Below are 21,372 nucleotides of genomic sequence, written 5' to 3' on the forward strand. Positions count from 1 at the left end.
TGCAATGAATGTCAGGACCGATGCGCTCGCCAGAGACACCGCCTCGCCGCTGAACCAGGGGATAGTCTATCCCTTGCACAGGATATTTATGTTCGGCGGGCAGGGGTGTCATTACTATCAGATGGCGAGCCATCTATTCCTGACGCATTCAACGTTTCGTGAAGCCATGCTGCGGCTGGATCTGATAGGCCAACGCATACTGGGTAAATCGGTAATCGCGGAGATTTATCGTAAAGACAAGTCTCGCAGCGATGACTTCTCCTCTATCACGTTCACTCATCCGAGCATCGTGATGGTGCAACTGGCACTGGTCTCAACCCTCGCTGCTGAAGGGATCACCGCTGACTCGGTGATCGGCACGAGTTTGGGGGAGTTCATTGCCGCTTGTGTTGCCGGTGCCATTTCGGATACGGATTTATTGGCTGCAATCTGTGATCAAGCCTTATTGATAGAGCAGTTTGCAGGACAAGGCAAGTTGCCGAAAGGCGGCATGCTGTCGGCATTGATTACCCCGGATGAAAGGGACGCACTGCTCGCCGAGTTTCCTGAAGTTGCTGTTGCGGGTGTGCATCACTCACGACACGTCACCTTTTCGGGAGATACGTGGGTGATTGATGCGTTGGAAAAGAGCTGCCAGCAACGAGCTTTTTTATATCAGCGGATCGCTGTGGACTACGCCTTTCATTCGCCTGCCATACGCCCGTTAAAAGCGGCTTCTTTAGCGTCGATAAAAAAGTACACAACCGGGGCATTCACGCTGCCTTTTTACTCCTGTGCAACGGTTGCGCGGTGTCGTGTGATTGACGCCGAGCACTTTTGGGGGATCGTTGAGTCACCCATCAACTTTGCAGACACCATCGACTTGATAGAGGCAAGCGCCACAGGCGCGACGCCTGTGTATGTTGATCTTAGTCCTTCCGGATCGTTGCATGGATTTGTCAAACAGCATCTGGGTGCGTTCAGGGCAAAGCAGGTCCCTGTGAGCCTGACGCTGATGTCCTTGATGAGTAACGACACGACTCAATACCAGGCCGGCGTGCTGACCCTAAAGCGCCTTGCAAAGGCGTATAGCGAAAGCGCTATCGCTCAACCCGGGCCTCAAGACACTACCTTGGTAAATCATTCTATGGAAAAGACTCGAACAAGCGTGGTCGGCAATAATCCAGCAAAGAACACTGCCCTTGTTTTTCCAGGACAGGCCTCACAGCGAGTGGGCATGGGGCGTGAATTGTTCCAACGTTTCCGTCGGCAGACTGAAATCGCCAGTGATATTCTGGGATATTCCATTGAGCAGCTGTGCCTGGAAGACCCACAGAAGCAGTTGAACAAAACACAGTACACGCAACCTGCGCTGTATACCGTGTGTGCATTGCAGTACCTCGCCTATCGGGAAGATAACGAGGTGGTGATCAAGTTCCTGGCCGGGCACAGCCTGGGAGAATATGCGGCGCTGTTCGCCGCGGATGTCTTTGACTTTGAAACGGGACTGCGCATCGTCAAGCACCGCGGGGAATTGATGTCTTCCGCGAATGCCGGTTCCATGGCCGTGATCCTGAATTATAAAGCTCAGGATCTGCAGCAACTGCTCAACGATAACGGCATTACCAGCATTGATGTTGCAAACATCAACTCTCCGGATCAGTTGGTGATTGCAGGGCCGCATCAGGCGCTGGAGGCGTTTGAAGGCATTATCAACTCGCTGGCGGGCACCTACATTCCTATTCCGGTGGGGGCACCTTTTCATTCGCGCTACATGCAGCCGATAGCACAAGATTTTGAGCGGTTTCTCGAGCCTTTCACGTTTCGACCGATGAATAAAACGGTGATCAGTAACGTCACCGGTTTGCCCCATCAGAATGAAACGCTGAAGAGCCAACTGGTGAAGCAACTGTACAGCCCAGTGCAGTGGTTGGACAGCGTTCGTTACTTGATGGGGTTGGAGGTCGATGAGTACGTAGAGATCGGTCCTGGTGATGTGCTCACCAAACTGACAACAAAGATCCGCAATAAATGCTCGCCATTAGTCTTGGGTGAGAAAGTCATTCGCCAGGTGCCAGGCAGCACAGAAAGCGTGGAAAGCAAGGTTGCCCGGCAGCCTGCGAAAGACGGGTTGGGTAAGGCTTTCAAAAGTCGCTGGGGCCGGGGGGATGAGTTTTCTAGTTATTTTGGCCTGGATTACCCTCATGTCCTGACGCTCTCGGAAGATAATCTGGATTATTCTTTTATAGAGCGTGCACAGGCGTGCGGACATCTAGCTTTTCAGGCAGTTCCTTGGACCGCTGAGGCGATTGATTCCGGTAGCCTGGACAGCATTCTGTCGAGATTGGGCGCCAAAAGATCCAATGACTCCGGGTGTGTGGGGGTGGCTATTACCCACAGTGAAAACGATAAGGTTCTGTTTTCAAAAGTTCTGGCGCATCAGTTGAACGCTGTCGCCCTGACCGGCGTCTACGGTATGACGACTGAACTGGTCTACTACCGGGTTATTTCGGCCTACCTAGGGCGTTTTAGTAGTACCCCACAAAAGAACAAGTTGTTTATCAGCGTGGATGATCCTCGCTGTGTTCAGGGCTTTTACCAGAAGCTACCGCAAGGTGTTCTTGAGCGTTTGCACCTGCAAGGGCGAATTGATGCTGCTCAGTTTGAGTTTGCGAAAAACATCGCTGCCTGTGATGCCATTATTCTCAATAATGAAGAGCATGACCTGGAGGCATTGATGGGCATTAACCGGTTGAGGGTTGAACACCCTGAACTGGATATAAAGATTGGCATCGAAGGCGCGCTGTCGGCCCCGAACGACTTCACTCAAGGGACGCTCAGTCAAATAGATTTTTTTGTCAGCAGTGAGTTGAACGTGCTGATAGGCGAGTCTTTTTTGCCTGGACTGATCAGGCAGACCCTTTTTTCCGCAAGCGACGCCTTTATAGTGGATCTCCCAGATCCTAAGACGATCCATTTTGGTGGGCGAGCCAAGACGTACATCACTAATGATCCAGCGATTCGCCAGCGTGCGGGTAACGCCCATGGTTGGCTGCCGGATGATCAAAGGCCAACGCTATGCAGGTTGCTACCGTCCAACTATCTGGCCATTTCCGAATGGCTCAAGGTTCAGTTCGTCAATAAACAGCCCTCGTTGGCCGAGTTAAGCTCGGCTCTTTTGAATGGCGTATAGGCTGCCAGGGCTTTGAGTATTTGGACTGTCTCTTTTTTGTATATATTTAATTGCCAGGGAATGCCGGTATGTCCAATCTGTTTATTTCTAACGTCGTGTTTGATTTCGGCGAGTCGAAGTCAATTGATAGCTTGTCATCTTGCATGAGTCCTGATGAGCTTAAGGCCTTTCGGGCGGGCGGCTTTGAATATTATGTAAATGAAAGTCGTGACGTTTATGCTGTGTGCGAAAAGGTAGCCGCGAAGGTCCTGGATGAGAGCCATGTCGGTCGAGAGGATGTGACCGATATTGTCTATATCAGCTCAACCAAATTCATTGACAAGGTCGTTGGCCTGAGTGTCTACCTCTCGAAGTTGGCAGCGAATATCGGTATTCATAAGGCGACGCTGTATGCCTTGTCTGCGGGGGAGTGCGGTAATTTCGTTCATGCCTTGCGTTTTTGTGGGCAGATCCTGCAGGAGCGTCCAGACAGTAAGGTTTTGTTGGTATTCGCAGAAAAGCTGATGACTGACGAGGAGCGGCATTATCCTGGAACGGCGATTTTAAGTGACGGGGTGGCAGTTTGTCTGGTGACCTGCGAAAAAACCGGAAACTGCTACGAGGTTATCGCGCGGTCGGAGGCCACCGACCACCGAGTCACTAAGGCTTATGCTGAACAGAAAACTATTGATGCGTTGCGGCTCGCCTTGACCGCAATTCATACGCTGTCTAGGGATATTTTTTTGAAAGTTGATTTTGATAAAAGTGCTATAAGCCACTTCATAACCAATAACTTTATTATGCACTTGTCCAAAATGTACATTATGGAGGTCGGCGGCGACGCCTCAAAACTCAGGCTGCCAACGCTGCCTCCGAAAGCGCATGTTTTTACGATTGATAGTTTGTTGAATCTGACTGGGACCCCGATGGATGATGGTGATTTGGCCTTTTGCCTGAGTTTTGGCATGTTTTTTTGGGGGGCATGCATCGTTAAGTACCATGCCTGAAAAAGCTTTATGACCGCGTGTTTATGCCTTGGGGACGTACGCGCGCGGACGGGGTCGAGTTGCGGGGCGCGCGGTGAGTGACCAGGTATTCAATGAATTTTTGTCAAGTGAAATGTTGCTATTGTGCAAGGGTGTGATATGCATGAACTACTGAAGGTAGCGATTGAGTCTGCTGTACTGTTATTTGTTCCGGGACCGACGAATACGTTATTGCTGGCGACCGGCGTGTCCAAGGGGTTTTTGAAGTCTGCTGGTTTACCGTTGTTCGAGCTTTCCGGCTACGTGATTGCGATCACCTTCTATTCCATTCTGATCGAATATGTCTCGGGCAATACAGGTTGTCTGTTTTTCATGAAGGTGTTCTGTGCGGGCTATATATCTTACATGTCTTGCAAGACGTGGAAGCTTTCAGGTGACTTTTTAAAAGCGACCGAAACTATTTTGGGATTTAATATATTTATTACTACGTTGTTTAATCCAAAAGCATTTATTGTGTCTTCGATCATCTTTTCCGTTACGCTTATCGACGATCCGCTTTTAATTGCTCAGGAAATGCTGGTCTTTTCTGGGGTTATGTTGCTGGCATCCCTTTTTTGGCTGAGCGTCGGAACTTTTGTCAATCTCCATTCGCAGGAAGGAGGGGGCACAAGGCGGGTAATACTTAAAGCATCAGCATCAGCATCAGCATCGGTATTGATGATGTTTTCTTGCGCTATATTATATTCAGGTGTTTCCAGCCTGCTGAGCTAATACTATTGATGACCAATATGAGCTGGACAGCGGTTTGCACAACCGTCTGTAGCAGCAATCATACCCTCCATGAATTTCCCCAAACTCCGAAGGATCACACGTGAGCCAGTCCCTGATTGCTGCCCTGCAAAACCCGGCCCTGTTCCCCCATCCGGTGGATCAGTTCCACGTCATCGAGACCCATATTTCCTGGGTCCTGCTTACGGGTAACTACGCTTATAAAATGAAGAAGCCGGTGAATTTCGGCTTCCTCGATTTCACCACCCTGGAAGCCCGCAGCCACTTTTGCAATGAAGAGCTGCGCCTCAACCAGCGCCTGACCGATAATTTGTATCTTGAAGTGTTGCCAATCACCGGCAGCGCAGAAGCACCGCAATTGGGCGGCGACGGCCCGGTAGTCGACTACGTGCTGAAAATGCGCCAGTTCCCACAAAGCCAGCTGCTCAGCACCTTGCAAGCCAACGACGAACTGACCAGCGCGCACATCGATGAACTGGCCAGGCAGATCGCGCACTTTCACCTGAATGCCCCGAAAGTGCCGGCCACACACACCGCCGGCACGCCACACGACGTCATGGTGCCGGTGCTGCAGAACTTCGAGCAGATCCGCCCTTTCCTCAGCGACAAGGCTGACCTGGCACAACTGGAAGCCTTGCAGGCCTGGGCCGAAAGCAGCTTCGAGCGCCTCAAGCCACTGTTTGAACAACGCAAGCTCAATGGTTTCATCCGCGAATGCCACGGTGATATTCACCTGGGCAACGCCACTATGATTGATGGCCATGTGGTGATCTTTGACTGCATCGAGTTCAACGAGCCATTCCGCTTCACCGACGTGTATGCCGATACCGGTTTCCTGGCGATGGACCTGGAAGACCGTGGCCTCAAAAGCCTGGCGCGGCGCTTTATCAGCCAGTACCTGGAACTTACCGGCGACTACCAAGGCCTGGAGCTGCTGAACTTCTATAAAGCCTACCGCGCCCTGGTACGCGCCAAGGTTGCACTGTTCAGCATGCCTTCCGAGGCAGACGCGGTGCAGCGCGCAACCACCCTGCGCCAATACCGCAACTACGCCAACCTGGCAGAAAGCTACAGCACTACCCCCTCGCTTTTCCTGGCCATCACTCACGGCGTGTCAGCCGTCGGCAAAAGCCACGTGGCCATGCGCCTGGTAGAAGCACTGGGGGCAATTCGCCTACGTTCGGATGTAGAGCGCAAGCGCCTGTTCGGCGAGCAGCATGTCGAGAACAAGCCGCAGGCAGGGATCTACGCTGCAGATGCCAGCGCCGCCACCTACGCGCGCTTGAACGAGATCGCCGACACCGTACTGCGCGCTGGTTTCCCGGTGGTACTGGATGCGACCTTCCTCAAGCGTGAACAACGCGACGCTGCGGCGAAAATCGCTGAGGCCACCGGCGCACCGTTCCTGATCCTCGACTGCAATGCGCCACAGGCCGTGATCGCCGCTTGGCTGGCACAACGTCAGACAGCCAAGAACGATCTGTCCGACGCCACCCTGACCGTCATCGAAGGGCAGCAGGCCAATCGTGACCCGCTCAGCGCCGAAGAGTTGCTGCTCAGCAAACGCGTGGAGACCAATGAAAGCGGGACGCTTGACGCGTTGGTTGCGCAAATTCGTCAGCGACTGTCCCGTTCGTAAGTAAAATTTATTGACATCAAGCCCTCATCAGATAAGGGGCAAGAAATACTGGCATTTTTCTTGACCCTTTTTGCGCCTTTTTCATGCTGACGTTGCCGACAGTGGCATCGTAACTCCATCGAGCCTTCCTCGGTCATCCGCAGTGCCGACAGCATAGAACGGCACCATCTATCTTTTTGCGTAGGCTGAATCAAATGCATCGAGAGTGAATTTAAGTCATTTGCTGCCTGAATATGCCAGCTATAGCCTTAATCGAACAACATTACCCCCCCCACCTGTTCAGCCTGCTGCAGAGTCACGTCCCACGGCTGGAAAATACTATGCGCTGGCGCTGGCATAGCGGTGACGTAGCGATCTGGGATAACCGCGCCACCCAGCATTACGCGCTAGATGATTAAGGAACCCAAGAGCGCATCGTACGCCGGGTGACCTTCAAGGGCGAAGTACCGGTGGGCGTGCAAGGACAGCGGAGTCAGGTCACGAAAGGTCCTTAAAGCGGAATCTGGACGTTGCAAGCCAAATTGCAAGTGTCGATCGAAAAAACCAGCTATAGCAGACCAACAACTATTGATGGTGTAAAACGTGAAGGATAATCATGCAGAAAATATTAGTTGGCCCATAGTGCGATATAGGAAAGCTATGATGCTCACTTCACAGAAAAACGTTATTAATACGGGTATTCCAAGTCGAACTGCTTTTCAGGTTGCCGAACTCCGGGCCGCTCATCAGCTGCTGGACGAACCAATCATATTCAACGACCCGTTGGCCTTGCCGATTCTTGGCGAGCAGGCGGCAACCGACCTGCGACAGTATCCATTCCAATCCAACGATCTCCATGCGCGAGGCATACGTGCTGCCGTGGTTATTCGTAGTCGATTAGCTGAAGATGAACTCAAAAAATGTGTACACTCCGGAGTGAAACAATATGTCGTTTTAGGTGCCGGCCTTGATACATTCGCTCTCAGGAATACTTATCTTGAAGAGGGCCTTCATGTATTTGAAGTGGACCATCCATCTACCCAAGAATGGAAGAGAAGTCTCCTTAAAGAAGCGTCCATAAAAGTACCTGACTCATTGACGTTCGTGGCGGTTGATTTTGAAAGTAACACCTTAGCCGAAGAGCTGCAGAAAGCCGGTTTTCGCGCAGATCAACCTGCATTTTTTTCTTGGCTAGGCGTGACGATATACATATCCCAGGAAGCGATACTTGACACACTAACGTTTGTCGCGTCACTGCCAAAAGGAAGCGGCATAATTTTCGATTACGGCGTCACCCCTACGTTGCTCGATCCCATTGAAAATGCCATAGGCGATTATCTTGTGAGTTTGATCGGGCAACTGGGTGAACCATGGAAAACATGGCTTGACCCCGCTGTCATTGAACATGAGCTTCAGAGTATAGGATTTCAGTCCGTGAGAGACTATGGCTCTGTTGAACTGAATGAGCTCTATCTGGCTAGAAGAAAGGATGGTTTGCGAATGCTCGGAACATTTCGATTGATATGTGCGAAGACTTGAGTATGGGTTTGCACGGATCTAATAGGTGCGGTTTTGTGTATACATATACAGTTGTTGCTTCAACCCTCTAACGCTACGTGACGGTCCCAAGCAAACGGCCCGCCTTGTTAGGGCCGTTTCGCTTTGTTATGGGCAGATCTTGCCGAGGGTGTCAATCCTCTCAAAAAATATCCTCTCAAAATGTCAATCCTCCATAGCGAGATTGACAGTCAACGGTGTTGCTGACGAAAACGCCAGAAGTCCACTAATTTAGAAGCTACAACGCTGTCAATGTCGCAGGTGCTAGGTGATAGAAAGCATTACTGGCCGGATGATCCGTTGGTGGCGGAGGCGAGGGCGCGGGTGAAGCTGAGGGGGACGTGAGGTCCGGGAGCAATGGCTCGTAATCCAGTAGACCGAGAGGCTAAGCCGTCAAGCTCTGCCAACCGATCACGTTGAACGGCGTCAGGCTAATTAGGGGCTCGGCTTTTCCAGCGGACTTTATAAAGCAAAAGCGCAAAAATGACGGCAAGAGGCTATCTATCCGGTTAAGCTGCCCGCCACTCAACCAATGGACAGGAATCCATAATGAAAACTAACTTCGCTTTGTTGTTGCTGGCAGTCATCTCTATCTCGGGCTGCGTTCAAACCGCTTACAGCAAAAGCATCGCAGTGACCAAGGATGCATCGGGCCGTGTTGTGCAGACCGTTGAAACAGAGACGGTCACGCAGCCAGGTCAAGGTTATGAAATGCGTCTTGAGAAAATTCAGGGCGTGCAACGTTGAGTTGATATCTAAAGGGAGAACCTCTTTATTCTGGTCACTTAGCTTGCAAGCGAGACAGTGACCCAGAGAACGCCAGGGCGCAACGCCCTGGCAGGCAGCAGATGTCACTTTTTCTTTTTAGCCGGCTTTTCAGCCTTTTCAACCTTGTCTGATTTCTTGGCCTTTTCTGGCTTGCTATCAGCTTTTTTGGCCGCTTTCTTTGGCTCGGCGTCTTTCTTCTTGTCTTTCTTTTCGGAAGACTTGGAAAGCGTCGAGGCCGCTTCAGATTTCTTGGCCGGTGATGCCTTCTTGTCTTTCAGGTCTTTGCTGGCTTTCGAGGCTTCGCCTTTACTTTTCTTGTCGTCTTTAGCCATGTGGATCACCCTTTGGTGTATGCCGGTATTGGCACGTCGCCCATGGAAGTATCCACGGGCTAATCATTAGGCGAGCGCTTCCAGAAACGGTTCCAAGTATTTGATCATAATCGGCTGTTGAAGCACGTCATTCGGAAGTCTGGTGACCAGCCAGAGTATTGAAACCTGAATGCCGCTTTCCACCTCAAGGCAAAACCGGCAGCAAAAACCGCCCGATCACCGGCAAGTGATCAGAGATCAGCAACGTATCATCCCGCCGCACCCGCGCGCTGACCCGCTTCAGGCTCGGGCTGTAGAACAGGTAATCCACCGTCCGGTCCGGCCCGTTGATGCGGCTGTCGTTGGGGAAGTGCGTCAGCCATTTGCTGCGGTCGATGCCGCTGGATTCGGCGTTGTTGGGGATCATCGGGTATTTGTCCCATAGCTGGTGCAGTTCGCTGTCGGCGGCATAGCCAAGGCGCTGTTGCTCGGGGAGGCGCTGGTATTGGCCCAGCGGCAGCAGGTTGAAGTCGCCGCCGATCAGCCAGGGCGTGCCGCCGCTTTCCAGCTTGTCCAGCTGCGTTTCAGTGGCCGCGACCTGTTTTTGTGCGGTGTCGCCGGCGTGTCTGGCGGTGGTCAGGCTGGTGTTGATGACGGCCAGTTTGCCGCCGTCACGCAAGGGCAGGTAGCTGACCAGCAACGCATCCTTTGGCTGAAACTGACGGCTGATGATGTTGGCGTCGGGCACCGGCAGTTGCAGGCGTTCGGCACTGTCGATATGGAAGCGGCTGAGGGTCACCAGTTTTCTGCCGACGCTGCCCCAGATATGCGGGTTGGGCACGAACTCTGCCTTCCAGTAGAAGGCCTGCGTGCTGCACGGGTAGAGGTCCGTCACACGTTCCTTGATCAGCGCCAACTGATCTTCATAGTCAGAGTTCTTGGCGCCATCGTCGACCCCTTGCAGCAGCACGATGTCGGGCTGTTCGTCACGGATGACCCGCGCCACTTCGTCCAGGTTGTAGGCAAGGTCTTCATGGGTCGGGCGTTCGTCCGGGCCGCTGCCGTCGGCCATGTCATACCAGAACACGTAGCGTTTACCCGCCAGGTACTGGATGTTCCAGGTCATGACTTTCAGCGCTTGCCCCGGCACCAGTTTCGGTGCCTCGACTGCAGGGTTGCAGCTGACCGTGAGTAGTTCACGGGCCGGAGGGCGCCAGGTCAGTTGGAAAACCAGTAACAGCAATACGGCGACCAGCAGCAAGCCGTACAGGGTCAGACGTAGCAGTAAACGGGGCATCGGCTCGACTTGGAGCGCCTGGCGCTCAGTGAGGGATTCGGCGTTGAGCATACCGAATCGACGCGCCTGACGTCAGCCTTTGCTTCAGGCGCGGTGCGCGGGCTCGCTGATCAGCATGAACAGGCGGAACGTCACGATGGTAGTGAACAGTTGCAGGAAGCTGCCGATGCTGTCGGTGATCACGGAAACCGCTGCGCTTTGCGGTTCCGGAAACAGGTACAGGCTGGCACCCTCAAGCAGCCACAGGGGAATATAGACGCTCAGTACGCACACCAGAATGCGCGTGAAGTGTCCGGTGGTCATCTGCATGCTTTCGCGCATGGCCATGAACGGCGTGAGTTTGCGCAGGACCAGCAGGTATTCGCTGAACGCCAGTTTGATCATCACCCAGATGCCGGGTAAGACGAACAATGAAAGGCCGAACATGATCAGCAGGGTGCTCATGGCCGAGAGCACGGCGAACGTCGGCCACAGGCGCACCGCCATCGCCAGTACATCACGGGTGTGTACGTCCTCGCCACGGCTGCGTGCGTCGAGAAACAGGATCAGCGCGGCCGTATAAATAGGGTAGAAAAACAGCCCGATCACCAACGCGTAGGCAGGTGAAGTGTCGGCGGACATGGCGCTGCCCAGCGCTTGTTTGGCCAGCACTTCAAGGATCACGACAGGCAGGCACAGCAGCGCGATGCCGCCCAGATTGCGCCGAAAGAAATAAAGCGAATCCTGGATGATGTTCAACGGGTTCATGGAGATAGATCGCAGGCTAAAAGCAGGCGCACACTTTAGCCCATGGCCCCGGTCTAACCAAGCGCAGTGGTTTTCGGCGCACGCCTTGTTATCTTTTTCTTCATGTCATTGAAGCGCGTCGATGAGGCCCCATTTTCTGCACATGGTCCTGCCATTGCGGCAGGGAAGAATTCCAGTGGCAACTCAGTGAGGTGGTCATGAACAGCGAAGAGCAAACCCTGATTGACGGTCTTTTCTCGAAACTGAAAGACGCTGAAACGGCATCCGCCCCGCGAGATGCTGCGGCCGAGGCGCGTATCAAGGAGCATCTGACCCGCCAGCCCGCTGCGCCGTATTACATGACGCAGGCGATTCTGGTGCAGGAAGCGGCCGTCAATCAGCTCAATCAGCAGGTAAAACAGCGCGACGAGCAGATTCAGCAGTTGCAGGCCGAGCTCCAGCAGGCCAAGGGGCAAGCCTCGTCCGCGCCAGCGAGTGGCGGGTTTTTGTCGAGTATCTTTGGCAGCAGTGCACCGCGCGCATCGCAGCCACAACCTAGCCAGCCATCCAGTGGCGGCTGGCGTGATGGTGGCGGTTTCAATCCTGCACCTGCGCCCGCAGCGCCACAGGGCGGTTATGCCGCGCCTGCCCCGGCTGCCGGCAGTGGCTTTCTTGGCGGGGCGCTGAAGACCGCGGCCGGTGTAGCGGGCGGTGTGCTGCTGGCAGAAGGTATCAGCAGCATGTTCAGCCACCACAGCCAGCCGCAGGAAATCGTCGAAGTCATTCATGACGCGCCACAGGCGCAGGACACCGGCTCGTTCAATGATCAGGGCGGTTGGGGGCAGCCGGATCAGCAGTACACGGCTGACGACAATTTCGACGATGGTGGCGACATGTTCTCGGATGATGATTCGTTCGTTTGAGGATGTGACGGTCGTTCTTCATGTTCCAGCGGGAATGTTTTTGACGCTCTGCGTCACGAATCTGCGCTGCGCCGCGTGCTCCGGAACGGACGCGGAGCGCCCAGAACGGCATTCCCACGCTGGAGCGTGGGAACGATGATCTGTGCCATGACGCGCGGGCTTCGCAGCGGCCGGTACCGATCCATCCCTCAATTCCTTCCTCAAACTGGCATACTGGGCACCGATTCACGTTCCGGATCGCTGTAACCCGTGGGCATGTTGCCCGCCATGAGGAATTGCGGTGAAGAAGATCGCGGTGTTCGCCGACGTGCAGAACCTGTATTACACCGTGCGCCAGGCGCATGGCTGTCATTTCAATTACGCCGCCTTGTGGGCGGATATCAGCAAACGTGGCGAGATCGTTCACGCGTTTGCGTACGCCATCGATCGTGGCGACAGCAAGCAACAGCAGTTCCAGCAGATACTGCGCAATCTGGGGTTCACGGTCAGGCTCAAGCCGTATATCCAGCGCAGCGACGGTTCGGCCAAAGGCGACTGGGATGTCGGCATCACCATCGATATCATGGATTACGCGCCGCAAGTGGACGAAATCGTGCTGGCGTCGGGTGATGGCGACTTCGACATGTTGCTCGAACGCGTGATCAGCAAACATGGGGTCGAGGCGGTCGCCTACGGCGTGCCGGGGTTGACCGCGAACTCGTTGATCCGCGCCGCCAGTCGTTACGTGCCGATCGAAGGCACGTTTTTGCTGAAATGAATTAACAGGGTCAGGCCAGTGTTGGAACGTATTGCAGTCATCGACTTTGAAACCACCGGCATCTCCCCGGGCCATAGCTGCCGGGCGACCGAAATTGCGGTGGTGATCATGGAGCAGGGGCGTATCGTCGAGCGCTTTCAGAGCCTGATGAATGCCGGCGTGCGTATTCCTGCGTTCATCGAAGGGTTGACCGGCATCAGCAACAACATGATTCGTACCGCCCCCAGCGCCGAGCGGGTGATGGGCGATGTGGCGGATTTCGTCGGTTCGACACCGCTGGTGGCGCACAACGCCTCGTTCGATCAGAAGTTCTGGGATTACGAACTGTCGCGTATCCAGCGCACGCGCGAACAGAGCTTCGCCTGTTCACTGCTGCTGGCCCGACGCCTGATGCCCGGCGCACCGAACCACAAGCTCGGCACGTTGACCCGCTATGCGCGTCTGCCCGACACCGGCAAGGCTCACCGGGCGATGGCCGATGCGGAAATGGCGGCCAACCTGACGGCGCACCTGACCAACGAATTGCGCCAGACCCACGGCATCTCTGCCATCTCCCACCAGATGCTGTGTTCCCTGCAGAAAGTCCCGGCCGCGAAGATCAGTGAAACCCTGAAGCGCCAGCGTGGCGTCTGACCTGTCAGTGCTCCTGCTTGCCGTTGCTGATCAAGTAATCGCTCGGCAGGCTGCGCTCCACGGCTGTCGACAGCACGATTGATGTCTTGCTGAAGCCAAACTTGGCGATCCGGTTAATCAGGTCTTCCAGATGCGGCATCGAATCGACCGCTGCGCGCATGATCACGCACGGGTCGCCCGTCACCCGGTAACACTGGATCAGCTCGGGGACTTTCCACAGTTCCTTGTAGGCCTGCTGATTGCCATGGCTGCCCATGCGCAGTTCGATGATGCATTGAATCGGCAGCCCGACTTTCGCCAGGTCGACCTTCGCTTCGTAACCGGTAATCACGCCACTGGCCTCTAGCTTGGCGACCCGCTCGGCCACGGCGGGCGCGGACAGGTTGACCAGTTTCGCCAGTTGCGCAAAAGACGCCCGGCCATTTTTCAGCAGCTCATCGAGCAGAATCCGATCATATTTATCCAGGGTCATGGCGTGCCTCGTACCCGACGGTGGGCGCTTTTAAAATAAAAGGAAAGAGGGCCGTACAAGCATCGAATCGTAAGTTTCAGCGCGTTTTAAACAGGTTTGTCTGCTTAATATCCGCTTTCGGCCTTCATACAATAGGCCAACCATAACAATGATCCCAGAGCCTTGCCATGCCTCAGTCCGTCCGTGTTTCACCCTTGCTCATCGGTGCCTTTCTGGCCTTGTACCTGATCTGGGGCTCTACCTATCTGGTGATCCGCATCGGCGTGGAATCGTGGCCACCGTTGATGATGGCGGGTGTGCGCTTTCTGATTGCCGGCTGCCTGATGTATGGCTTTCTGCGGTTTCGCGGCGTGCCTGCGCCGACCTGGCGCGAGTGGAAAGCTGCGTTCGTGATCGGCTTCCTGCTGCTGGCCTGCGGTAATGGCGGTGTGACACTGGCCGAACACGCAGGCGTCGCATCAGGCGTTGCCGCGTTGGCGGTGGCGACCATGCCGCTGTTTACCCTGCTGTTTGGCCTGTTCTGGGGCAATCGCACCACGAATCTTGAATGGGCAGGCATCGTGCTGGGCCTGATCGGCATCGGCCTGCTGAACCTCGGCTCCAATTTGCAGGCCAGCCCTTATGGCGCTGCCGTGGTGATTTTTGCCGCCGCAGCCTGGGCGTTCGGTTCGGTGCTGAGCAAGCACCTGCCGTTGCCGAAGGGTCCGATGGCCAGTGCGGCGGAAATGATCACGGCGGGGGCGACGCTGCTGATCGGCAGTGCCTTGAGTGGCGAGCGTCTGGCGCATATGCCGACGGCGGGGGGCTGGGGCGCGCTGCTGTATCTGGTGGTGTTCGGCTCTATCGTCGCGTTCAGCGCCTATATGTACCTGCTCAAGAACGTGCGCCCGGCAGCGGCGACCAGCTACGCCTACGTCAATCCGGCCGTGGCAGTGATGCTCGGCGTGGTGTTCGCTGGCGAAACGATCGGTGTCGAAGAGTGCATGGCCATGGTGGTGATCATCAGTGCCGTGGTGCTGATTGGCCTGCCGCAATGGCGCCGGTCGCCGCCGCCAGAGGTCGCATCGACACGCACAAGCTAACCGAGGCGCGCCGGACAGGTTAAACTGCGCGCCTTGCGTTGAATCTTTCCTACGGTATTTTCATGACATTCGCCTCTCTCGGCCTGATCGAACCCTTGCTGCGCGCCCTCGAAGCGCTCGGTTACCAGACTCCGACGCCTGTACAGACCCAGGCAATTCCTCCGGTACTGGCGGGCCGCGATCTGATGGCAGCTGCGCAGACCGGCACCGGCAAGACCGCAGGTTTTGCCTTGCCGCTGCTGCAACGGCTGACCATGGAAGGCCCGAAAGTCGCGCCCAACTCGATTCGCGCGCTGGTACTGGCGCCGACCCGCGAGCTGGCCGATCAGGTTCACGAAAGCATTCGTCAGTACGCCGAGCATCTGCCGCTGACCACCTACGCGGCTTACGGCGGCGTGAGCATCAACCCGCAAATGATGAAGCTGCGCAGGGGCGTCGACGTGCTGGTCGCGACCCCAGGCCGCTTGCTCGATCTGCATCGCCAGAACGCGGTCAAGTTCTCCCAGTTGCAGACGCTGATCCTCGATGAAGCTGACCGTATGCTCGACCTGGGTTTTGCCGAGGAACTGCGCGGTATCTACGCGGTGTTGCCCAAGCAGCGCCAGACCCTGCTGTTCTCCGCGACGTTCTCTGACGAGATTCGTCTGCTGGCCGCGCAGATGCTCAATGACCCGCTGACCATCGAAGTCAGCCCGCGCAATGTGGCGGCGTCGTCGGTCAAGCAATGGGTCGTGACCGTCGACAAGAAACGCAAGGCGGATCTGTTCATCCATCTGATGAAGAAGCATCGCTGGGGTCAGGTGCTGGTATTCGCCAAGACCCGGGTTGGCGTCGATCAACTGGTGGATCGCTTGCAGGCGCTGGGCATGAACGCCGACGGCATTCATGGCGACAAACCGCAGGCCACTCGCCAGCGTGCGCTGGACCGCTTCAAGAGCAACGAAGTGAAGATTCTGGTCGCCACCGACGTGGCAGCGCGCGGTCTGGACATTGATGACCTGCCGACCGTGGTCAACCTGGACCTGCCGATCGTGGCCGAGGATTACATCCACCGTATTGGCCGCACCGGCCGTGCGGGGCTGACGGGGGAGGCAATTTCGCTGGTGTGTGCCGATGAAGTCGAACTGCTGTCAGCCATTGAAGTGCTGACCCGCCAGACCCTGGAGCGCAAGGAAGAGCAGGACTTCGAGCCGGAGCATCGCGTACCGAGCACGGATGCCAGCGGCCAGATCCTGAAAAAGCCCAAGAAACCGAAAAAACCCAAGGTGTCGGGCAGCAAGCGCAACCTGGGCAAATGGGTCGACAGCGGCGACTCCGAGCCTGCGCCGGTGGTCAAACCGGTGCGTAAAGTACCGGTCTTCAACACGGGGCCGCGCAAGAAGAAGCCTTGAAGCGCAGTGCGCATTCAAAGCGGACAGAGCGCTCATTGCTACATACAAGTTCGTTTTTGATTCTGGCCGGAGGCCGTAGGAGCGAACTTGTTCGCGAAGGGGCCTGCATAATCGCCGAAAATGCATCGATTGAAACACCCTCTTCGCGAACAAGCGAAGCGTCGCCCGGTTCGCTCCTACGCCCTGCGGGCCGAATCAAAAGCGGACTTTTACATAACGATAAGCGCGGAGCGTGGTGACTATCATGATCAGCGCGATTGCAGCCATTCGACCATCCCCAACCCCGCAGCGCGGCCGCTGGCGAAGCAGGCGGTCAGCAGGTAGCCGCCGGTCGGCGCTTCCCAGTCGAGCATTTCACCGGCGCAGAATATGCCGGGCAGTTGCCTGAGCATCAGACGCTCGTCCATGGCCTCGAAGGTGACGCCCCCTGCGGTGCTGATGGCCTCATCGATGGGGCGTGGTTTGATCAAAGGCAGTGGCAGCGCCTTGATGGCCTCGCTCAACACCAGCGGATCGGCAAACGCTTCACGAGGCGCAAGCTCGCGTAACAGCGCTGCCTTGGCGCCGTCCAGGCCCAATTGGCTGTGCAGGTGCTTGGACATCGAGCGCGAGCCGCGGGGTTTGCTCAGGGCTTTTTGAATGTCTGCCAGCGTCTTGCCGGGCAGCAGGTCAATATCCACAATCGCTGAGCCGTGGAGGTTGATCTGTTCACGAATCTGCGCCGACAGTGCATACACCAGGCTGCCTTCCACGCCCGTCGCGGTCAGCACACATTCGCCCAAGCGCAGGGCATGGCCATGCAGGCCCATCGCGATATTCTTCAACGGAGCACCGGCAAACTTGTCGCGCAGCAGGTCGCTCCAGGCGCTCACCTCGAAACCACAGTTGGCGGCCTGCAAAGGTGCAACCTCGACCTGCCTTGCCTGCAGCCACGGCAGCCAGGCCCCGTCAGACCCCAGCCGCGCCCAACTGGCTCCGCCCAGCGCCAGCAATGTGGCTGCAGGTTCGATCGCCCGTTCACCGTCAGCATTAGCGATGCGCAGGCTGCCATCGGCGTTCCAGCCCGACCAGCGATGCCGCGTGTGAATCGTGACACCGGCATCGCGCAGCCGCTTGAGCCAGGCACGGAGCAGGGGCGCGGCTTTCATGTCTGTGGGAAACACACGCCCCGAGCTGCCGACGAAAGTCTCGATGCCCAGCGCATGAATCCACTGGCACAGGGCATCAGCGTCAAAACCGCGCAACAGCGGTGCGATCATCGGCGAGCGTTCGGCATAGCGCGCCAGAAAGGCCGGGTAGGGCTCGGAGTGGGTGATGTTCATACCGCCCACCCCGGCGAGCAGGAACTTGCGCCCGACCGATGGCATGGCGTCGTACAGATCGACCTTCAGTCCGGCCTGGCTCAACACTTCTGCTGCCATCAACCCCGCAGGGCCGCCTCCGATGATGGCGACGGTTCGGGCTGCGGAGAGGGCAAGGTCGGTCATGGTCAGCGAAGTATCGATAGCAGAGGGGTGGGGCATTCTACCCGAGCGTTCTTTCAAGGTGTGGCGCACGTCATTGGCGGAGACTGAAGCGAAGTACCGCGCAGGGTCACAGGCCCATGTCGTTCCAGACCCGTTGCGCACTGTGATGGAGGATCCCGTGGCGCCTTGCCAGTGCCAAGCGGTCCTTGCTGTAGCCACCGCCGATCACGCCCATGACCGGAATGTCGCGGCTCAGGCAATGACGCAGCACCGCTTCGTCGCGATTGGCCAGCCCCTGGTCGGTGAGTTGCAGATAGCCCAGCGCATCGTCCTTGTGGACATCGACGCCTGCGTCATACAGCACCAGGTCCGGCTTATAGAGCGGCAGCAGGTAGTTGAGCAGGTCATCGACGACGTTCAGGTAGTCGGCGTCGCCCATGCCCATCGGCAGCGGGATGTCCCAGTCGCTCTGCGCCTTGCGTGCCGGGAAGTTCTTTTCGCAGTGCAGCGAGACGGTAATGGCGTCCTCGGTATCGGCCAGAATGCGCGCCGTGCCGTCACCCTGGTGCACATCGCAGTCAAAGATCAGCACCTTGTCCACGCGGCCGCTTTGCAGCAGGTACTGACTGATCACTGCCAGGTCATTGAAAATGCAGAAACCCGCCGGGTAGTCATAGTGCGCATGGTGGGTGCCGCCCGCCAGGTGGCAGGCCAGGCCATGCTTGAGGGCCTGTTCGGCGGTCAGCAGTGAGCCGCCTACCGCACGGATGGTTCGGCGTGCCAGAGCCTCGCTCCACGGCAGTCCGAGACGCCGCTGGTCTTCGCGCGACAGATCACCGCTAAGGTAGCGGCTGATGTAGGACGGATCATGAGCCAGCGCCAGAATGTCCGCCGGGCACAACTCGGGACGCATTAATTGAACGTCACTGGTCAGGCCGCTGTCGATCAAGTAATCGCGCAACAAACGAAACTTGTCCATCGGGAAGCGATGATCCGCCGGGAAGTCCGGGCTGTAGTCTTCATGGTAGATAAGCGGTAGGGACATTTTGCGTCCGTTAGAGGGCCGAAGCCCGATAGTGCCAGTAAAGCATCCGTACGCCCAGTTGTGTGGCGCAGCGGATGGCTGCACTGACGCCCATTCATGTCTCGTGACACGGGGGAATCGATGGAACCGATACTCAAGCTTGATAGCGCCCGACTGCTGATGCGGCAGTGGCGTGACGATGACTTGCCGGCGTTCGCCGACATGTGCGCGGACCCTCGTGTCATGCGCTATTTTCCAGACCCCCTGAGCCGTCTCGAAAGTGCTGCCATGATCGGGCGGCTGCGTGGTCATTTTGCCGAACTGGGCTTCGGGTTCTGGGCGCTGGAGCGCAAGGACACCGGCGAGTTCATAGGTTTCACCGGGCTGCATGTCGTGGGTTTCAAGGCACCGTTCACCCCGGCCGTGGAAATCGGCTGGCGGCTGGCGCACAAACACTGGGGCCTGGGCTTTGCCAGCGAGGCGGCCTGGACCGCGCTGGGCTGTGGTTTCGAGCGCCTGGAGCTGAAGGAGATCGTGTCGTTCACGGCGGTCAACAATCAGCCGTCGCAAAAGGTGATGCAGGCAATCGGCATGCAGCAGGATGAGTCCGGCAACTTCGATCACCCCAATCTTGCGGACGGCCACCCGCTCAAACCGCACGTGCTGTACCGGATCAGCCATGAGCAGTGGCTCAAGACGCTGAAGCCTTGATCCGGGTGCAGATTGAATTAAGCCAACCATCTTAAATCTGTATCATTCCATTCCAGCGGGGACGGGCCCGAGGCCTGTGGGAAAATGCAGCGACTGCTGTTGCCGTACAAGTGCAAAGTCGATGTACGAGAGGAATGAGAATGAGCCAAGTGCTGGATGATCTGGTTGAGTTGCTGACGCTGGAAGCCATTGAAGAAAACCTGTTCCGCGGTCATAGCCAGGATCTGGGCTTTCGCCAGTTGTTTGGTGGTCAGGTGCTGGGTCAGTCGCTGTCTGCCGCCAGTCAGACAGTTGAAGAGGACCGTCATGTTCACTCGCTGCACGGCTACTTTCTGCGTCCCGGCGATGCCGGTTTGCCGGTGGTCTATCAGGTGGACCGTGTGCGTGACGGTGGCAGCTTCAGCACGCGCCGTGTCACTGCCATTCAGAAGGGCAAGCCGATCTTCACCTGCAGCGCTTCGTTTCAGTACGACGAAGAGGGCTTCGAGCACCAGGCGACGATGCCGCAGATTGTCGGCCCGGAAGACCTGCCGTCCGAGCTGGAGTTGCTGACCCGCCGCGCGCACCTGATTCCTGAAGCGATGCACGACAAGTTTCTGCGCCCCAAGCCGATCCAGTTCCGCCCGGTGACCGCTGAAGATCCGTACGATCCCAAGCCCGGCGATCCCGTCAAATACGTGTGGTTCCGCGCCGATGGCAGCCTCCCGGACGTGCAGGCGCTGCATCGTTACATGCTCGCCTATGCCTCCGACTTCAACTTGCTGACCACATCCCTGCTGCCGCACGGCAAGACCGTCTGGCAGCGCGACATGCAGGTCGCCAGCCTTGACCATTCGCTGTGGTTCCACAACGACCTGCGTGCCGATGACTGGCTGCTCTACGCGATGGACAGCCCCTGGGCAGGCAACTCGCGCGGCTTCTCGCGCGGCAGTATCTTCAACCGCACCGGGCAACTGGTCGCATCGGTCAGTCAGGAAGGGCTGATCCGCCATCGTAAGGATTGGGCATGACACTCGAAGGTATACGGCACTGGGTGTTCGACATGGACGGTACCTTGACCGTCCCTATCCACGACTTCCCGGCCATCAAACGTGAATTGGGCATCCCCCAGGACGATGACATTCTCGGGCATCTTGCTGCGTTGCCCGCTGAGGAATCGGCGGCCAAGCACGCCTGGCTGCTGGAGCATGAGCGCGAGCTGGCACTGGCTTCGCAGCCTGCCGAAGGCGCGGTCGAGCTGGTTCGCGAATTGTCGGCGCGCGGTTATCGACTGGGCATACTCACCCGTAACGCTCAGGAGCTGGCGTATATCACCTTGAAGGCCATCGGCCTGGCTGACTGCTTTGCCGTCGAGGATGTACTGGGCCGCGACGAGGCGACTCCCAAACCGGATCCGGCGGGTTTACTGCAGCTGGCCACGCGCTGGAGTGTCGAGCCGGAGAAGATGGTCATGATCGGCGACTACATGCATGACCTGAACTGCGGCCGTGCGGCGGGCGCCAAAACTGTTCTGGTCAACCTGAAGGACAATCCCTGGCCGGAGCTGACTGACTGGCATGCAGAGAATTGCATAGCGCTGCGCGGGATGCTGGGGTGATCTGAGTTGCCTATCGTGGCAATGCGGAGCGCTCACCGTTATCCACAAGTCTTTGTGGGAGCTTGCTCGCGAAGGCGTAGTCACGGATATATAGATTTTCAGCGACTGCCCCG

The 21,372-nt window shown here is 56.8% G+C and carries 20 protein-coding genes and 1 pseudogene; 15 read left to right on the forward strand and 6 right to left on the reverse strand.

Annotated features, from left to right (window positions below):
- Positions 1–4: 4 nt before the first annotated feature.
- The 7 genes and pseudogenes from fabD to QRN50_RS03225 all read left to right on the forward strand — a co-directional run bounded on the left by fabD (position 5) and on the right by QRN50_RS03225 (position 8,848).
- Positions 5–3,172 (forward strand): ACP S-malonyltransferase, encoded by a 3,168-nt coding sequence (gene fabD, locus QRN50_RS03195; RefSeq protein ID WP_096127258.1) that lies wholly within the window; start codon positions 5–7, stop codon positions 3,170–3,172.
- A gap of 68 nt (positions 3,173–3,240) precedes the next feature.
- Positions 3,241–4,158: a beta-ketoacyl-[acyl-carrier-protein] synthase family protein gene (locus QRN50_RS03200; protein WP_024639703.1), complete on the forward strand. Its 918-nt coding sequence runs from the start codon at positions 3,241–3,243 to the stop codon at positions 4,156–4,158.
- Positions 4,159–4,296: 138 nt separating this feature from the next.
- Positions 4,297–4,908 carry a LysE family translocator gene (locus tag QRN50_RS03205; RefSeq protein WP_192873909.1) on the forward strand — a complete coding sequence of 204 codons (612 nt, stop codon included), beginning with the start codon at positions 4,297–4,299 and terminating at the stop codon, positions 4,906–4,908.
- Positions 4,909–5,008: 100 nt separating this feature from the next.
- Entirely contained in the window at positions 5,009–6,565 is a 1,557-nt protein-coding gene (locus tag QRN50_RS03210) for a bifunctional aminoglycoside phosphotransferase/ATP-binding protein (protein ID WP_024639705.1), read from the forward strand.
- A gap of 272 nt (positions 6,566–6,837) precedes the next feature.
- A pseudogene (locus QRN50_RS03215) lies at positions 6,838–7,059 on the forward strand (TauD/TfdA dioxygenase family protein); the annotation flags it as partial.
- 148 nt (positions 7,060–7,207) lie between these two features.
- A complete protein-coding gene (locus QRN50_RS03220; protein WP_177411221.1) occupies positions 7,208–8,083 on the forward strand; it encodes a class I SAM-dependent methyltransferase in 876 nt (291 codons plus the stop codon).
- 567 nt (positions 8,084–8,650) lie between these two features.
- Complete coding sequence (locus QRN50_RS03225; protein WP_003313844.1) at positions 8,651–8,848, forward strand: hypothetical protein; 198 nt, start codon at positions 8,651–8,653, stop codon at positions 8,846–8,848.
- Between the two features lie 104 nt (positions 8,849–8,952).
- Here QRN50_RS03225 and QRN50_RS03230 read toward each other — a convergent pair whose 3' ends face one another.
- The 3 genes from QRN50_RS03230 to QRN50_RS03240 form a co-directional block, all read right to left on the reverse strand.
- Positions 8,953–9,210, reverse strand: a complete 258-nt coding sequence (locus QRN50_RS03230) for a hypothetical protein (RefSeq protein ID WP_024639707.1) — start codon at positions 9,208–9,210, stop codon at positions 8,953–8,955.
- Between the two features lie 175 nt (positions 9,211–9,385).
- Positions 9,386–10,528 (reverse strand): endonuclease/exonuclease/phosphatase family protein, encoded by a 1,143-nt coding sequence (locus QRN50_RS03235; protein WP_096127261.1) that lies wholly within the window; start codon positions 10,526–10,528, stop codon positions 9,386–9,388.
- A 33-nt stretch (positions 10,529–10,561) separates the two neighbouring features.
- On the reverse strand, positions 10,562–11,224 hold the full coding sequence (locus QRN50_RS03240) for a YciC family protein (RefSeq protein ID WP_057457206.1): 663 nt from the start codon (positions 11,222–11,224) through the stop codon (positions 10,562–10,564).
- A gap of 197 nt (positions 11,225–11,421) precedes the next feature.
- On the opposite strand from QRN50_RS03240, the gene QRN50_RS03245 reads away from it, so the two are divergent.
- The 3 genes from QRN50_RS03245 (at position 11,422) to QRN50_RS03255 (ending at position 13,516) form a co-directional block, all read left to right on the forward strand.
- Positions 11,422–12,126 carry a DUF2076 domain-containing protein gene (locus QRN50_RS03245; RefSeq protein WP_011268948.1) on the forward strand — a complete coding sequence of 235 codons (705 nt, stop codon included), beginning with the start codon at positions 11,422–11,424 and terminating at the stop codon, positions 12,124–12,126.
- 280 nt (positions 12,127–12,406) lie between these two features.
- The gene (locus QRN50_RS03250) at positions 12,407–12,883 is read left to right on the forward strand and encodes an NYN domain-containing protein (protein ID WP_003399916.1); all 477 of its coding nucleotides are present in this window, start codon (positions 12,407–12,409) and stop codon (positions 12,881–12,883) included.
- A gap of 21 nt (positions 12,884–12,904) precedes the next feature.
- On the forward strand, positions 12,905–13,516 hold the full coding sequence (locus tag QRN50_RS03255; RefSeq protein ID WP_003399918.1) for a 3'-5' exonuclease: 612 nt from the start codon (positions 12,905–12,907) through the stop codon (positions 13,514–13,516).
- Positions 13,517–13,520: 4 nt separating this feature from the next.
- Here QRN50_RS03255 and QRN50_RS03260 read toward each other — a convergent pair whose 3' ends face one another.
- Positions 13,521–13,988, reverse strand: a complete 468-nt coding sequence (locus QRN50_RS03260; protein WP_057457205.1) for an Lrp/AsnC family transcriptional regulator — start codon at positions 13,986–13,988, stop codon at positions 13,521–13,523.
- Between the two features lie 167 nt (positions 13,989–14,155).
- Here QRN50_RS03260 and yedA point away from each other — a divergent pair, with 167 nt between their 5' ends.
- Positions 14,156–15,070, forward strand: coding sequence for a drug/metabolite exporter YedA (gene yedA / locus QRN50_RS03265; RefSeq protein WP_060405823.1), 915 nt, complete (start codon positions 14,156–14,158; stop codon positions 15,068–15,070).
- 62 nt (positions 15,071–15,132) lie between these two features.
- Positions 15,133–16,461 carry an RNA helicase RhlE1 gene (rhlE1, locus tag QRN50_RS03270; RefSeq protein ID WP_003399924.1) on the forward strand — a complete coding sequence of 443 codons (1,329 nt, stop codon included), beginning with the start codon at positions 15,133–15,135 and terminating at the stop codon, positions 16,459–16,461.
- Positions 16,462–16,709: 248 nt separating this feature from the next.
- Here rhlE1 and QRN50_RS03275 read toward each other — a convergent pair whose 3' ends face one another.
- Together QRN50_RS03275 and QRN50_RS03280 are read right to left on the reverse strand one after the other, a co-directional pair.
- Positions 16,710–17,948 carry a TIGR03862 family flavoprotein gene (locus QRN50_RS03275; RefSeq protein WP_192843906.1) on the reverse strand — a complete coding sequence of 413 codons (1,239 nt, stop codon included), beginning with the start codon at positions 17,946–17,948 and terminating at the stop codon, positions 16,710–16,712.
- Between the two features lie 106 nt (positions 17,949–18,054).
- The gene (locus QRN50_RS03280; RefSeq protein WP_003399927.1) at positions 18,055–18,972 is read right to left on the reverse strand and encodes a histone deacetylase family protein; all 918 of its coding nucleotides are present in this window, start codon (positions 18,970–18,972) and stop codon (positions 18,055–18,057) included.
- A 120-nt stretch (positions 18,973–19,092) separates the two neighbouring features.
- Between QRN50_RS03280 and QRN50_RS03285 the strand changes: the two genes are divergently transcribed.
- From QRN50_RS03285 to QRN50_RS03295, 3 genes are all read left to right on the forward strand, one after another.
- The gene (locus tag QRN50_RS03285; protein WP_003399930.1) at positions 19,093–19,662 is read left to right on the forward strand and encodes a GNAT family N-acetyltransferase; all 570 of its coding nucleotides are present in this window, start codon (positions 19,093–19,095) and stop codon (positions 19,660–19,662) included.
- A gap of 140 nt (positions 19,663–19,802) precedes the next feature.
- The gene (gene tesB, locus QRN50_RS03290; RefSeq protein ID WP_024640224.1) at positions 19,803–20,672 is read left to right on the forward strand and encodes an acyl-CoA thioesterase II; all 870 of its coding nucleotides are present in this window, start codon (positions 19,803–19,805) and stop codon (positions 20,670–20,672) included.
- Positions 20,669–21,259, forward strand: coding sequence for an HAD family hydrolase (locus tag QRN50_RS03295; RefSeq protein WP_054092210.1), 591 nt, complete (start codon positions 20,669–20,671; stop codon positions 21,257–21,259). The genes tesB and QRN50_RS03295 overlap by 4 nt, the downstream gene beginning before the upstream one ends.
- Positions 21,260–21,372: the final 113 nt, after the last annotated feature.

The sequence above is a fragment of the Pseudomonas sp. MEJ108 genome (genome assembly GCF_030208985.1).
Lineage (GTDB): Bacteria > Pseudomonadota > Gammaproteobacteria > Pseudomonadales > Pseudomonadaceae > Aquipseudomonas > Aquipseudomonas fragariae.

Excerpts from the sequence above, each read along its gene's own strand:
- fabD (WP_096127258.1), top strand. The coding sequence starts at position 5 with ATGAATGTCAGGACCGATGCGCTCGCCAGAGACACCGCCTCGCCGCTG.
- rhlE1 (WP_003399924.1), top strand. The coding sequence starts at position 15,133 with ATGACATTCGCCTCTCTCGGCCTGATCGAACCCTTGCTGCGCGCCCTC.
- QRN50_RS03260 (WP_057457205.1), bottom strand. The coding sequence starts at position 13,988 with ATGACCCTGGATAAATATGATCGGATTCTGCTCGATGAGCTGCTGAAA.
- QRN50_RS03280 (WP_003399927.1), bottom strand. The coding sequence starts at position 18,972 with ATGTCCCTACCGCTTATCTACCATGAAGACTACAGCCCGGACTTCCCG.
- QRN50_RS03275 (WP_192843906.1), bottom strand. The coding sequence starts at position 17,948 with ATGACCGACCTTGCCCTCTCCGCAGCCCGAACCGTCGCCATCATCGGA.
- QRN50_RS03205 (WP_192873909.1), top strand. The coding sequence starts at position 4,297 with ATGCATGAACTACTGAAGGTAGCGATTGAGTCTGCTGTACTGTTATTT.
- tesB (WP_024640224.1), top strand. The coding sequence starts at position 19,803 with ATGAGCCAAGTGCTGGATGATCTGGTTGAGTTGCTGACGCTGGAAGCC.
- QRN50_RS03285 (WP_003399930.1), top strand. The coding sequence starts at position 19,093 with ATGGAACCGATACTCAAGCTTGATAGCGCCCGACTGCTGATGCGGCAG.
- QRN50_RS03235 (WP_096127261.1), bottom strand. The coding sequence starts at position 10,528 with ATGCTCAACGCCGAATCCCTCACTGAGCGCCAGGCGCTCCAAGTCGAG.
- QRN50_RS03240 (WP_057457206.1), bottom strand. The coding sequence starts at position 11,224 with ATGAACCCGTTGAACATCATCCAGGATTCGCTTTATTTCTTTCGGCGC.
- QRN50_RS03220 (WP_177411221.1), top strand. The coding sequence starts at position 7,208 with ATGCTCACTTCACAGAAAAACGTTATTAATACGGGTATTCCAAGTCGA.
- QRN50_RS03200 (WP_024639703.1), top strand. The coding sequence starts at position 3,241 with ATGTCCAATCTGTTTATTTCTAACGTCGTGTTTGATTTCGGCGAGTCG.
- yedA (WP_060405823.1), top strand. The coding sequence starts at position 14,156 with ATGCCTCAGTCCGTCCGTGTTTCACCCTTGCTCATCGGTGCCTTTCTG.
- QRN50_RS03225 (WP_003313844.1), top strand. The coding sequence starts at position 8,651 with ATGAAAACTAACTTCGCTTTGTTGTTGCTGGCAGTCATCTCTATCTCG.
- QRN50_RS03295 (WP_054092210.1), top strand. The coding sequence starts at position 20,669 with ATGACACTCGAAGGTATACGGCACTGGGTGTTCGACATGGACGGTACC.
- QRN50_RS03245 (WP_011268948.1), top strand. The coding sequence starts at position 11,422 with ATGAACAGCGAAGAGCAAACCCTGATTGACGGTCTTTTCTCGAAACTG.